The sequence below is a fragment of the Mucilaginibacter gossypiicola genome (genome assembly GCF_900110105.1).
Lineage (GTDB): Bacteria > Bacteroidota > Bacteroidia > Sphingobacteriales > Sphingobacteriaceae > Mucilaginibacter > Mucilaginibacter gossypiicola.
On the sequence record NZ_FOCL01000003.1, the window covers coordinates 57,348 to 71,214 of the forward strand.

Annotated in this window: 13 protein-coding genes; 6 read left to right on the top strand and 7 right to left on the bottom strand. The window is 37.4% G+C overall.

Annotated elements, in window-relative coordinates:
* Nucleotides 1-20: 20 nt before the first annotated feature.
* The gene (locus BMX50_RS10000; RefSeq protein ID WP_244280936.1) at nucleotides 21-812 is read right to left on the bottom strand and encodes a polysaccharide biosynthesis/export family protein; all 792 of its coding nucleotides are present in this window, start codon (nucleotides 810-812) and stop codon (nucleotides 21-23) included.
* A 203-nt stretch (nucleotides 813-1,015) separates the two neighbouring features.
* Here BMX50_RS10000 and BMX50_RS10005 point away from each other — a divergent pair, with 203 nt between their 5' ends.
* Nucleotides 1,016-1,246: a hypothetical protein gene (locus BMX50_RS10005; RefSeq protein WP_091210393.1), complete on the top strand. Its 231-nt coding sequence runs from the start codon at nucleotides 1,016-1,018 to the stop codon at nucleotides 1,244-1,246.
* Nucleotides 1,247-1,265: 19 nt separating this feature from the next.
* Here BMX50_RS10005 and BMX50_RS10010 read toward each other — a convergent pair whose 3' ends face one another.
* Entirely contained in the window at nucleotides 1,266-1,655 is a 390-nt protein-coding gene (locus BMX50_RS10010; RefSeq protein WP_143065141.1) for a response regulator, read from the bottom strand.
* 156 nt (nucleotides 1,656-1,811) lie between these two features.
* On the opposite strand from BMX50_RS10010, the gene BMX50_RS10015 reads away from it, so the two are divergent.
* On the top strand, nucleotides 1,812-2,033 hold the full coding sequence (locus BMX50_RS10015) for a hypothetical protein (RefSeq protein ID WP_091210395.1): 222 nt from the start codon (nucleotides 1,812-1,814) through the stop codon (nucleotides 2,031-2,033).
* Nucleotides 2,034-2,046: 13 nt separating this feature from the next.
* Here BMX50_RS10015 and BMX50_RS10020 read toward each other — a convergent pair whose 3' ends face one another.
* On the bottom strand, nucleotides 2,047-3,348 hold the full coding sequence (locus BMX50_RS10020; RefSeq protein ID WP_091210396.1) for a WcaI family glycosyltransferase: 1,302 nt from the start codon (nucleotides 3,346-3,348) through the stop codon (nucleotides 2,047-2,049).
* 829 nt (nucleotides 3,349-4,177) lie between these two features.
* On the opposite strand from BMX50_RS10020, the gene BMX50_RS10025 reads away from it, so the two are divergent.
* Together BMX50_RS10025 and BMX50_RS10030 are read left to right on the top strand one after the other, a co-directional pair.
* Nucleotides 4,178-4,711, top strand: coding sequence for a UpxY family transcription antiterminator (locus BMX50_RS10025; RefSeq protein ID WP_091210397.1), 534 nt, complete (start codon nucleotides 4,178-4,180; stop codon nucleotides 4,709-4,711).
* 108 nt (nucleotides 4,712-4,819) lie between these two features.
* The gene (locus BMX50_RS10030; protein WP_091210398.1) at nucleotides 4,820-5,185 is read left to right on the top strand and encodes a hypothetical protein; all 366 of its coding nucleotides are present in this window, start codon (nucleotides 4,820-4,822) and stop codon (nucleotides 5,183-5,185) included.
* A 171-nt stretch (nucleotides 5,186-5,356) separates the two neighbouring features.
* Here BMX50_RS10030 and BMX50_RS10035 read toward each other — a convergent pair whose 3' ends face one another.
* Nucleotides 5,357-5,923 carry an inorganic diphosphatase gene (locus BMX50_RS10035; RefSeq protein ID WP_091210399.1) on the bottom strand — a complete coding sequence of 189 codons (567 nt, stop codon included), beginning with the start codon at nucleotides 5,921-5,923 and terminating at the stop codon, nucleotides 5,357-5,359.
* Nucleotides 5,924-6,775: 852 nt separating this feature from the next.
* Here BMX50_RS10035 and BMX50_RS10040 point away from each other — a divergent pair.
* Both BMX50_RS10040 and BMX50_RS10045 read left to right on the top strand, forming a co-directional pair.
* On the top strand, nucleotides 6,776-7,114 hold the full coding sequence (locus BMX50_RS10040) for a helix-turn-helix domain-containing protein (RefSeq protein WP_091210400.1): 339 nt from the start codon (nucleotides 6,776-6,778) through the stop codon (nucleotides 7,112-7,114).
* A gap of 318 nt (nucleotides 7,115-7,432) precedes the next feature.
* Nucleotides 7,433-9,844 carry an ABC transporter permease gene (locus BMX50_RS10045; protein WP_091210401.1) on the top strand — a complete coding sequence of 804 codons (2,412 nt, stop codon included), beginning with the start codon at nucleotides 7,433-7,435 and terminating at the stop codon, nucleotides 9,842-9,844.
* 5 nt (nucleotides 9,845-9,849) lie between these two features.
* Here the strand turns inward: BMX50_RS10045 and BMX50_RS10050 are convergent, their stop codons facing one another.
* From BMX50_RS10050 to BMX50_RS10060, 3 genes are read right to left on the bottom strand one after another with little or no spacing between them, the layout of a single operon-like run.
* On the bottom strand, nucleotides 9,850-11,445 hold the full coding sequence (locus BMX50_RS10050) for an MFS transporter (protein WP_091210402.1): 1,596 nt from the start codon (nucleotides 11,443-11,445) through the stop codon (nucleotides 9,850-9,852).
* 5 nt (nucleotides 11,446-11,450) lie between these two features.
* Nucleotides 11,451-12,506 (bottom strand): HlyD family secretion protein, encoded by a 1,056-nt coding sequence (locus BMX50_RS10055; protein ID WP_091210403.1) that lies wholly within the window; start codon nucleotides 12,504-12,506, stop codon nucleotides 11,451-11,453.
* A gap of 2 nt (nucleotides 12,507-12,508) precedes the next feature.
* Nucleotides 12,509-13,849: a TolC family protein gene (locus BMX50_RS10060; protein ID WP_091210404.1), complete on the bottom strand. Its 1,341-nt coding sequence runs from the start codon at nucleotides 13,847-13,849 to the stop codon at nucleotides 12,509-12,511.
* Nucleotides 13,850-13,867 lie beyond the last annotated feature (18 nt).

A 13,867-nucleotide genomic window follows, 5' to 3' on the forward strand; every position in this document is an offset into this window, starting at 1 on the left:
AATAACTTTTAGAGCAATTTTTACTTAGTTACCTGATAGGTAACCAATATCAATGAGGCTATTGAAATTATGATTGGCAGTATTTTAAATGTGGTGCTCTGACTCGCAAACTTATCTTTGCCAGGCTCAACATATATAAGGTCATTACTTTTAAGGTAGTAATATGGCGATTCGAACAACCTTGGAGAGGTAATATCAATGTTTATATATTTACGCTTACCATCAACCTCTCTAACCAATAAAATATTCTTTCTGTTGGCTGTTGGAGTGAGGTCGCCCGCCCTGCTAAGAGCATCGGTAATTGAAAACCGCTCATCAGTAACAGAAAGTACATCGGGGTGTGCTACATCACCTAAAACAGAAACCTTAAAATTCATTAAAGCAACAGATACTTCGGGCTCTTTCAGGTATGACGAAATTTTACTTTTGATGGCTGCAGCAGCTTCTTCAAGTGAAAGCTGGCCAACTTTAACTCCATGAACTAAAGGGAGCTGTATTTCGCCATCTTTATTTACAAGATACCCGTCATTACCAGATTGCGCAGCGCTACCGCCGTCTTTGCCTTTAGTTGTCGCTGCAGTACTTGCAGAACCGCTGTTAAAAATAGCCGATCCGTCAGAGTTTAAACTTTTAACAGTTAATGCCAAAACATCACCTGGCTGTATGGTGGGCGGAGAAAAATTGGTGATCTTATAGCTCATTTCCGGGTTTCTTTCAAGTCCCTGGAAATAAATATTTTCCTTGTAGCTGGCGCAGGATGTCAGCAACACCATTAAAATTACACAAGTAGCAAATAATTGATTTTTCATCATGATTGATTTAATTATTTCTTTAAAAACAGGCCGCTGGTTTATCCCCCGGCACCTTAAAAGATGTTATTACAGCTTGGCTGTTAGCAGACTATGATTACCAGGAACGCAACGTCAAATGATTAAGTAATTGTTGCAACATTATTAGAGGAAAACCGTATAGCAGTACAAAAACATATTACTCGTTATCAAAAAGCAGATTTGCAATGACACTAAGCCCTCAACAAAAAATTTATTTAACCGACTTTGAACAAAATCTGACTTTTGCGGGCTTCTTTAAATCATATAAAGAAGTAAATAATAAGGTTATTGCCACATTGCAGGATATTGAAGTTTACGACTACGTTTCTTCAACTCCATTGTTCTGTTTGGAGGAAATCACTTTAAAAAGGAGCAAGCGTAAAATTTATATTGAGGGCATTATTCCGGCCTGTTAAAGCGATTGATTTTTGTAGATTACTGAGGCTCCAATATCTTTTTGAGTGTGACCTTGTTTAAAGGCTTTATGATATAATCTAAAACAAAATCATATTTTTTTGATAAGGCCAGATCCGTTGGATCAATTGACGATGACATAATATAAACATCTATTTTTTTTACCAGGCGATGCCTTAGCTTATTATATTTATGTAGAAATACAACGCCGCTCATGATACCCATATTGATATCAACAAATATCATATCGGGTAATTCGTCATTGTTGGTTTTGTTTTCATTCAAAAAGTCAAGAACTTTTGTTGCATCGAAATAATATTTAGTTGAAGGCAGATATGACAGGTACGTTTCAATCATTCTTTGAATAATAAAATGTTGAATTGGCTCATCATCAATAAATATTAATTTCACAAAGGTTAGGTTTTGCAGAGGTTATTATTGAACAGGCATTCGTAGCCTATATATGTCATTTAAAAACAATTAAAAACTCTTTAAAAACATTCATTTCTTTTCATCCTGAAAAAGATTGACATAAAATTTTATTTTCTTTGCGCCAATAATTAAACTATGAGTGAGCCCGTTACAAAAAGGATATATATAACCGACCTGAATGTTAACCTTACATTTTTGGGTGAGATTAAAGCCCTTGAAAATAAGGATGGAAACATTACAGCTTTATTGAATAATGTTACCGTATATGAATACTCCTCGTCTAATTATTTATATGCTCAATCTGAAATTTCTCTTTCGGGGCCTGCGTCGCGCTTCCACATTGAAGATGCAGTATAACCTATTTCTTGTCTTAATCAGCATCCCTGTCTAATCTCAAATATTTAATTCCTTTCGGTTCAGAATATACAGTTTTTTGCATATTTGACATCATCCTTCTGATCACTTTGCTTATGTTAAGATGATTTTCGGCGTAATTACGGGCATTTATTTTAATTTGAGCGTTGTCCTTTGTACAACAATCCAGGATGGCATCTTTCAAATGATCAATATCATCAGGAGGAATAACAACCCCCATGCTATTGTCGGTTATTACGTCGTATAAAGTAGTGCCCTGTTCGGCTGTTACCAATGCTACCCCACCAACCGCCAAAATGGTGGTAAGTTTTGACGGCATAACCAGGTCGGCGGCACTCTTTTTTTGCAAAACCAGGTGCACATCGGCCATATTCAAAAAGCTGTTAAATAAATGACGCTCTTGCAGCGGAAGAAAACTCACATTATCAAGCTGTTGTATCTTAGCCCGCTGAATGAGCTTATCTTTATGAGGTCCCGTACCACAGATAACAAACTTTATAAACTTAAACGTCCGAAGCTTTTCGGCTACATCTAAAATAGCCTCAATCCCCTGCTTTTCGCCTATGCTGCCAGAGTATAATATCACTTTATCATTCGCATCAAAATTCCAAACTAATTTTAATTCGGCGTTGTTATTTAATGGGTAACAGGTATCTGTATCAACCCAGTTGGGAAAAAAAGATATTTCACGATTAATCTTATTGCTGATCTTTTTAAGCATTCCGTTAGAAATTGAGCTTACAAAATCAACTTTCCGCATTATAAGTTTTTCCATTCCGAACAAAACTTTAAATGCCTTTTTTGATTTTAGCATATTCAAATCTCTTGCGGCTTCAATTTGCAGATCCTGAATATGGTAAATAATCTCTCCCCGTTTAAAAAACCTGTAAAACAATCCTAAAAATCCTAAATGAAAAGGTGGAGCTATACAAAATATATAATCGTTTTTAGGTTTAAACAATAAGTAGATGAGTGTAAAAAAAGCCGATAGAAAAAAACTGGCTTCATGAATCAATCGTTTTAAACCGCCGGGTTTTTCAGGTATATATAAAGGGCATCTGTAAACGGTCAGCATACCATCTTTTAATATTTCACGTTTGTAAAACTTATTTGAATAAGGTGATTGTACTTTCCAGAATGGATAATAAGGAAAAGATGTTACTACAGTGCATTTATAATTATTTTCAACGAACCATTCAACCATATCTCCGGTATATTTTCCAATACCGGTCAATTCTGGAGAAAAGTTTATGCCTATAACTAATATCTTTTTGCTCGATGCGTTTGGCCTATTCATTTGATTAAGGTATCAGCGAGGAAATTAATTAGAATCATGTTTTGCTCTGATTACAATTCATTTAAAAGTTAATTTATTATTCCACCGGTACTAAGCCAAAACTCAGTTGGTTATACCTTTTTTAACACTACATCAATGTGGAAGCTGCGGTTACAATAACTTTCGGATTGGTCAGAGATGGTTAATTGATAATTGTGTATAGCTTCGCCATTTCGCTTACAATGAGCTATTTCCAATTAAAAGTCAATGCGTTTGCTTGTCAATTCATTATCAATGTTCAATTAAACATGAATTTTATTTAACACATTAATACAAAATTAGCCATATAATTTACTTTTCTTCAATAAAACTGCCGATTGTTGTGAAATGTACAAAAGTGTGATATTATTCACATTCCTGTAACAAAGAAACATTCATTTACGTATGGAAAGGCCCTGCAAAAACAAGGCAAACAAACAAGCCCAGCAATGCCTTTTTTTAAGCCTCTTCTCTTCCAGTTTAACAACAAGGAAAAACAGCCCTATCCCTATAATAACTATAGGTTAAAAACACTTTTCACATAACTATTCTTTAAATTTTTTACCAGCCTCGCTATCTCATTGGTTAAAAACCGGGGATACCAGCAACTGCTATTTGTTTAAACACCCATTACAAAACAGTGTATTTTTCACACCACACTTTTTCACAATTTAAAAACAAGTTGTGCGCAACCATGCGAATTATTAAACTAATTGGCGATTTTTATGAAAATAATGCACTACAAATTGAAAAATATTAGTTTGATTATCCACCTCATTTTCAAACAAATAAAAACAACACTCAAATAAATATGATGAAGAACGCCGTTTTACTCAAGCCCACATCACCCAATTGGATGGTTATTTATACAAGATCCAGATTTGAGAAAAAAATAGACAGAACCCTTAACGACAACAGCATCACTTCCTTTTGTCCGGTGATTAAATCACTAAAAAAATGGGCCGACAGAAATAAAATGATAGAGACGCCTTTATTTCCTTCATATGTGTTTGTGAAAGTAACCCATGGCGAACAACTTAAGGTGAAGCAGGTTCCCGGGGTTATAAATTTTGTATCGTATTGCGGAAAGCCGGTAATATTAAATGACGCGGAAATTGAACGCATAAAATCAATAGTTGATAATTACTCGGAAGTTGAACTTATCAGCATTCAGAATTTAAACATTGGCAATAAAGTTAAAATAAAAGATGGCCTGCTATATAATTACCAGGGCGTGGTTTCTCAAATTATGGGCAAAAACATATTAATGACCATTGAGCAGCTTAATTGTGTTTTAACCGTGAAAGTAAACATAGATCAAATATGTTTAAATGTTGCAAGCTAACTTTTTAAGATGTATTATTAACTTGTTGTTTATTTTTTATTATAATTATCAACTTAATCACGATTAAGGTTGTTATTAAGTAGTTCAAAACTTATTTTATAAAAACTTATGGATTTGCACCATGGTGAAATAGTGGAAAAAGTGGTTAGGCGCAAAGGCTGCAGCATAAGCGAAATCGCACGATTCACTAACGTAAACCGTCGCTCCGTTTATTACTGGTTTAATCAAAAGTATTTAAAGCCAAAAATCATATACAAAATTGGACTTTGCCTGAAACATGATTTTTCTATCGAATTTCCTCATTTGTTTACAGAGGGAGAATTTGATAATATTAAAAATCAAGGTTATCAGGCACCTGACTATCGTGCAGACGAGGTAGAAGATTCTTATTGGAGAGATAAATATATTGAACTGCTGGAGAAGTACAACAAAAGTCTTCTTGAAAATTCAAAAAAGAAATTTAATCAGCGTTAGGAATGTGCCGTGGCTAAATTGATTAAGCTTCTGCGCTAAAATTATTTTATAGATAAACAGAGAGAAATCTCCATAAATAACACCAACTTATAAACTTAAACTAAAAATGCTTAATTCGGCTACTTAACTAATATAAGAGCCCAATTAAGCATTTTTAATTTCAGGCTATACTTAGCCGGCAACTTTAACTTTGTTTTGAGCCGAATTAAAGTTAACATCATACAACACCTGACTGTCTTCTATAACACGGTGCGCGTAACTAACGCCCATCCAGCGTTCGACCGTTACATTTTTACCTTCTAAAACTTTATAGTCTTTAAAGAAACATTCTATCTCTTTAATAGTATGAGGGGGCAACTCGCTTAAATCGTTTATATAATTTACCGACATATCATTATTAGCAACAGCAATGATTTTATCATCCTGCTCACCATTATCAATCATATGCATTACACCTATCACTTTTGCCTCAATGATAGACATTGGAAAAACGTCAACCGAACATAAAACTAAAATATCAAGCGGATCTTTGTCGTCACAATAGGTTTGCGGGATAAATCCATAATTAGCCGGGTACATTACGGATGAAAAAAGAACACGGTCTAATTTTAAAAGGCCGGATTCTTTATCAATCTCATATTTAGCTTTTGAGCCCTTATGGATTTCAATAACGGCATTTACAACGTAAGGAACTTTAGGCCCTGTTGAAACTTCATGCCATGGATGCTGTGTATTCATTGGTAGTAATTTAATCTTCTGATTATTTTTTTATGAAAGTACTAACAATTTGGCAATTTTATTGCCAAATCCCTATTCTATTTTTTATACACTTTGCTACTCAGTCACTTCTCAACGTATATTTCTCATTGCTTTATCCTGATTTACAGGTCCATGCAACGTTAAAATATATTTGCAATAAAAAACCCTTCAACTAACATATCGGGTACCAAAAAAAACAATAATTGCAGTTAGAATCACGATAACTTACCCCAAAAACAACTATATATTAAACGGCCACCAATTAACACTGGGTTTCATTTTAATAAAATATGGCAGGTAATTAAGCATAGCACTTTAAATTAGCTGGCTATCAGGTTAATTCCATATTAATTAACTATTAATATAACAAAATTTAGTAGCAAATCATGTGGCACATATTTTCACAAATTGCATTACAAGCATTAAAATTGTAACATTATTGTAACACATCGAGCCTTTTCTTCCCACTATTTCTTTCACTAATTAGCACAAAAGCTTCAAGCCCCACAATACGGGAATAAAATTTCACACAATGCATACATTATTCCACACCGTGTGCGCAATTAAATACACAGCGTTCTGTTTTGAAAAACACATCAAAGAAAATAAATATCATAAAAGTTAAAATTATTCTTAAAAGTTGGAAATGCCTTTTGCCGTCAAACCAACTTCTCCTATCAATTTCGTCAAGATTAAATTAAAGCCACTGGCATAGATGTTGCAATATGTGTTCACCTAATGATAGTTAGTCAATTAATTTGGTAACTAATTATTAATTAGCACCTAAGCTTATTTTGAATTAGTTTTTTAACTTTTTTACAGCTAAAAATTATGCAAAAACATCACGGTCAAATTGTAGAAATACTCGTTAGAAAAAAAGGTTTCAGTATTACAGAACTTGCACAACATTCAGATGTAAGCAGAAGCGTGGTATACCAATGGTTCAACAGAAAAGAATTAAATGCAGATATTATTCATCGCATTGGCCGAATTGTAGATCATGACTTTTCGAACGAATTTCCGGAATATTTCCAAAAAACTAATAGTGGTAACTATGATACAAGAAATAGGGAAATGATGCGTCCAAATCAAAACAGGGTTAACCTTTGGAAAGATAAATACATCGTTTTGCTGGAACAGTATATTCAATTATTATCCACAGAACAGTAATAATTATTTCTCAAATTACCCCAGGGGATAATATTGCCGCCTAAGCAAATCGCAATTAATACTTGATTTCTTTTGCTTTTTTCAAAAGCAGAAGAAATCAAATAAATTTTCCCATTCCGCTATCTGCGCCACAACATGTAATTCACTACATATTATAAGCTTGTTATAAAAGCGAACGCACTATGTACGTTTTCGATACATTAGCATAGCCAAAAACACAATACAACAAACTTAAAATCAACAACTTAAATCACTGGCATTATATTTTAAACAGCGTTACTGAAACTTCCTTTTATTTCTGTTTAAAATCGTAACGTCATGATTAAAAACTACTTAAAAGTTGCATGGAGAAATCTCTTAAAAAATAAGGTTTCGTCCCTGATCAACATCGGCGGGCTCGCTATCGGTATGTCCGTTACTATCCTGATCAGTTTATGGATCTGGGATGAATTCTCTTTCGATACATATCATCAAAACTATGAGCGCATTGCCCAGGTAAGGACGTGGCTTTTCGATCCTCATACCAAGGATCCCTATGCTAATTCATCAATGCAGGTCCCGATGGTAACAGAACTGAAAACCAACTATAAAGATAATTTTAAGCATATCGTTATGGCATCATGGGATGTTGATGATATTTTATCTGCCGGCGATAAGAAATTATCCAGAACAGGCTTGTTTATGGATCCGGGTGCGCCAGATATGCTTACCCTCAAAATGATTTACGGTTCAAGATCCGGATTAAAAGATCCTTATTCTATCATGCTGTCGCAATCAACCGCACAGGCTTTTTTTGGTGATAGCAACCCTGTAAATCAGGTAATGAAGATCAATAATAAATTGAATGTGAAAGTTACCGGCGTTTATGAAGATCTGCCGCTAAACACACAATTCAAGGATCTTAAGTTTATCTCACCTGCCGATTTATGGGTAATTGATAATCCATGGATAAAACAGGCCTCAACTGACTGGCAAAACCACTTTCTGAAAATTTATGTAGAAATCAGTCCTAACACAGATTTTGAAAAGGTTTCAAGAAATATCAAAGACGCTGAAATAAAAAATCTGAGCAACTTCAAAGACGAGGCTAAACTAAACCCGCAGGTGTTTTTACACCCCATGCGCGATTGGCACCTGCATAGCTATAAGAGGGGCTTTGCCGATAGCGGGCCGATGCAAATGGTATGGCTCATTGGAATCATCGGTACTTTTGTATTGCTCCTGGCCTGTATCAATTTCATGAACCTAAGCACTGCCCGTTCAGAAAAACGCGCTAAGGAAATAGGTGTAAGGAAAGCCATCGGTTCTATGCGCAAACAACTGATAGGTCAGTTTTATAGCGAATCTTTTCTGGTTGTGTTACTCTCGTTTCTCGCATCACTCATTTTGGTGAGATTATCGTTACCATGGTTCAACAATCTATCAGGAAAACAGGTAATGATGCCATGGCAAAATGTTTATTTCTGGCTTGCCTGTACTGGCTTTATTTTCATAACCAGTATTATAGCAGGCAGCTATCCTGCATTGTACTTATCATCATTCAATCCGGTAAAAGTACTGAAAGGCACATTTAAGGTTGGCCGTTTTGCAGCAATTCCGCGCAAAGCACTCGTAGTAGTACAGTTTACAGTATCGGTTGCTTTAATCATTTGTACCATTATTGTTTACCGACAAATCCAGGTAGCCAAAAACCGCCCGGTAGGTTATACCCGCGAAGGCCTGGTGATGATCGAAAAAAAATCAAGCGATTTTGACGGAAAGTACGACCTGCTCCGCTCCGAACTCAAAAACACCGGTGTAGTAACCGAAATGTCCGAATCATTCGGCAAGGTTACCGAAATAGCTTCAGGCAATGGCGGCTTTACCTGGCGGGGCAAAAACCCTAACCTTGAAGACCAATTTGGCACTTTACCTGTAACTTTTGAATATGGCAAAACGATTGGCTGGCAATTTGTAAACGGGCGCGATTTTTCGAGGAATTTTATAACTGATTCATCTGGCATCGTCATCAACGAATCAGCCGTTAAATACATGGGGCTAAAAAACCCAGTTGGTGAAGAGGTAAGCTGGAAGTTTCAGGATCAGGCAGTAAAACATTATAAAATACTGGGCGTGGTTAAAGATATGATCATGGAATCGCCTTATGCACCAATGTATCCAACTATATTCATGATCAAAGGCCATGTACCTACAAGCTTGATCAATATCAAAATTAAACCGAATGTAAGCGCCAGCAAGGCATTACCTAAAATAGAAGCGGTTTTCAAAAAGCTAATTCCATCGGCCCCGTTCGAATACAAATTTGCAGATGACGAATATGCTGCAAAATTTGCGGCCGAAGAACACATAGGCAGATTGGCCTCCGTTTTTGCAGGTTTGGCTATTATTATTTCGTGCCTTGGTCTTTTTGGTTTGGCTTCATTTATGGCCGAGCAACGGGTGAAGGAAATTGGCGTGCGCAAAGTTTTAGGCGCATCTGTATTCAATTTATGGAGATTGCTTTCTAAAGACTTCGTTTTACTGGTGATGATATCCTTATTAATTGCCTCTCCCCTTGCTTATTATTTCATGAACAAGTGGCTGCAGCATTATCAGTTCCGCACCGAAATTTCCTGGTGGGTATTCGCAGCTACAGCAGCAGGCGCGTTCCTGATAACTTTGTTTACGGTAAGTTATCAAAGCATCAGGGCCGCGCTTGAAAACCCGGTAAAGAGTTTAAGAAGTGAATAAAACGATCAATAAACTACCGGTGCAGGTTGGCGTGATTTAAGGTTTATGATTGTGCGGTTAGCCGATGGGAATAAAATCACCAACAAAATAAGAGCAAGCAACACCCAGCTGATGAGCTGATAATAATCAACAGCAAAACGCAGCTGGGCTTGCGCATTGATATTTTTGTTGAGCAAACCGTTGGCTATTTTCGTGGCCTGATCGGCAGCTATACCTTTGCCTGTTAAAGCTTGCTTATATACAGCTAACTTTTGAACAGCAAGCGGGTTTAACTGGCTCAATTGCTCCTGGAAACGATTGGCATGATCATTTTGCCTGTATAATTGAAAATAATTGATAAGCGCGATACTGCTGCTAAAACCCGTAAAACGCATAAAAATACCAACTGCAGAACCGGTTGTACCATATTGAACCGGAGATGATGAAATTACAAATAGGATTACCGGGGTCATCAGCATACCTGCTCCTAATCCCTGTAATACAACCGGGATTATCAGATCTTCGGTATTAACCTGTGATGAGAAAACAAAGCACATATACACATGAAACGCCAGCAACAAGGTAAAGCCTAAAATAAGGATATGCCGCAAAGGTTTTTTCATCAGCAAAAATCTCGATGATATGGTTACACTGACAATAATACCCGCCAGGTTATAAATAAGCAGATACCCAACATGGATTGGATCCATCCCCATGGCGCTGCTCATAAATGACGTAGTAACGCCAAACGCTCCACGACAGATATAAAACACAAACAGCAACAGCGCTGCCAACACAAATTTGCGGGATTTAAAAGCCTGGATGTGAAAATAAGGGCGCTTTGAACTGAGCTGTCTAAAAACAAAAACGGCAAACAGTGCGATAACTATGGCAACGCTGTAAACAATCCGTTTGTCATCAAACCAATCATACTGCTGACCGTAAACCATAATGTAGCCTATCAAACAAAGTCCGGCCGAATAGATAACAAAACTGGCCCAATCCAATTGGTACAAAGGCAGCTTACGGTTAAGGCGCACATTGTTCATGATGATACACATCAATATCGCTCCCGGTAAAAAGGAGTAAATAGCACATTTATATATTACATTGAAATTAAAATCATCAATAATAGATGCTGTAAATAAGGTTGACAGGGGCGATACGCATAACAGGATGCAATAAACAACCGAATAGCCAATTTCCTTTGATCGTTCGCTATGCAAACGGGTAAACATAAGCGTGAGTGTAATGCTGAGGCTTGCACAAGTGAGCATGCCCTGTATATATCTAAAAATTAACAAAACAAAAAAGGTGTGCACGTAGTAACAGATATAACAGGTAGTTACCAACAGCAATACACTGATGAGCAAATAAGTTTTACTGGCAATATTTCTGAAAAAGCGTTTTTCCAATACCACAAAACTTGCTGTTGCAGCATACAGTATGATCATCGAGTATTGCGCATCATTTGGACTGATACCGTAATAACCTGCAGCCGCCCCCACATTACTAATAGACAGGGAGAACAAAATTATACCGGGCAGTACCACCAACAGCAATGTGATACGGATCAACCATTCGGGTACCCAGGGCTTAAAAACAGGGATTAGATTGCTCATGGCTGTTAGTTTTTGGGTACGGTTACACTGGCGTTCATGCCTGCACTTAAAAAGTTAGCGGCTTTACTATCAATTTTTATTTTTACAGGGATACGTTGGGCAATCTTCACGAAGTTACCGGTAGAGTTATCAGGCGGCAACAACGAAAAACGCGAACCAGTGGCCGGTGATAATGAAAGGATTTCTCCTTTTATTTTCCTGTCGGGATAAGCATCTGTAGTAATTTCCACGCCACCACCTATATGCATGTTATGCAACTGTGTTTCTTTAAAGTTAGCTACTACCCATAACCCGGTTTCTTTATCAACGATATAAGCAAGCGTTTGGCCTAACTGGATTTGCTGCCCCGGTTGGATAGTCCTTTTACCCATTTTGCCATCATAGGGCGCAGTTACAACAGTGTAGGAAACATCGAGCTTATTCCGCTGCAATACCAACTCACGGCGTTTTATTTCGGATAGTACCGGCGAAATTTGCGAGCGGCTGTCATTTACTTTTGACAGCGATGCCTGGTAGTTATTTAACGAGGCCTGATAATCAGACCTGGCTACATCAAGCGCGCTCTGTACATTCTCCAATTGTTGTTTAGTGGCCGATTCTGCTTCATATAGTTTGGTGAACCGGTCAAATTCCTGCTGGGCTTTAACCAATTTAGCTTTGGTGGCAGCTATCTGTACTTTGTTTACTTCCGCTATTTTAGCAGCAGTTTCTACATTACTTTCCAACACACTCACCTGCTCGCGCGCGTTTTGAAGTCCTGCGCCGGCTTCCTCTTGTTGTATTTGATATTCACGGTTATCGATAATAAGCAGGGTATCTCCTTTTTTTACGTCCTGATTTTCATCATACCGTATTTCTTTAATAAAACCGCTTACCCTTGCAGTAATCGGGTTTATGTAAGCTTCAACCTGGGCATCGTCGGTTTCTTCATAGCTGTACAGGTGCACCAACGTTATAATACCCCATATCAGTAAGCCAGCAGCAACAATGCCGGCTATCCATGTGGTTATTTTAGTTATTAACTTATCAGTTGCGGTATAAGTGTTTATATGCTTGTTCATGATTAAAGTTTCCCGGTTACGTTTTGTAATTGATAATATTGAAGTTGAGCGGCTATCCTGGCAGCAGCCAGATCAAAGCGGGTTTGTAATAATTGCGTATCCGCATCAAGCAGATCAGTTATCAGCGATAGCTGGTTGAAGTACGTGTTATTGACAATACGTCTGTTCTCGGTGGCTTGCTGTACATTGGTTTTGCTTACGTCTACCCTATTTAACGCTTCTTTATATCTGAGCCAGGCTTCGTTTACCTGCTGACGGATGCCATCTTCAGTTTGGGCATGTTCAATTTCCTGACTTTCCAGATCGAGCCTTGCCACTTTTACTTTATGGCTGTTATGATAAAATGATGAAATAGAAAACGAAGCTTTTACACCGGCAAAACCCAAACCGTACAAGCTTGGCGAATACGGATAAAACAGGATCTGCGGATAGCTATAATTATAAGCTGCAAACAGGCCTACTTTTGGAGATACATTGGCTTTTATATTCTTCAATTTCAGTTTGCTTAGCTCTGTTTCCTGTTCGGAGATCTTAAGCTGATAAGCATTCTTTCCCGCATCAGTTAAGTACTCGTCGTAAGTTTCCTTTCCTGTGGTATCCAGTTGCACCGCTTCAACAGGTACAACACGTTGCTCATCAGGCAAGCCTATCAGGATGTTCAACTTTTGATTGGCTATCGCGAGGTCATTATCTAACTGAACCAACGAGAGTTTTTGTTTGGAGAGTTTTAACTCGGCCCTCAACACATCGCTCTTTAATACCACACCATTTTTTTGGAGCGTTTTGATTTGTAAAAGCTGTTTTTCCTGCGCTGCGATATCTTTCAACAGCAGATCTTTAAATATGATACTGCGTTGCATATCGAGGTAATAAGCCGCGGCACGTAGCTTCACTTCAGATACGGTTAATTTTTGCTGTTCGCCGGCTATATTATTCTCACGTTTACGGGCGTCAATTTCCAGGTTGGTTTTATTGCCGTTATAAATGTTTAAATAAGCCTCTCCACCCACGGTATAGGTAGTGTGCAAAACCGGAAATTGAGTAGGCGTATTAAAAATACCGTTTTCGTAAACCGGCATATTGCTCACACGGGCATATTCGCCGTTAATGCCAATCTCGGGCAAACGTTCGGCTTTGGCATCTTTAATGGCCTCCGCGCTGCTTGTTACACGTAATTGCTTAATTTGAACAGCTTTGCTGTTAATTGCTGCTTTTTGCCAAACCTGTGCTATGGTTAAAGGAAGGTTTTTGCTGGTATCAGCTATGGGTTGTTGTGCTTTTATTGAAATGCCCAACAACAAAACTGGCAACAAGGCCAGATAAAATTTACTATTAAAGTTCATGGTGATTTAATAGCACAA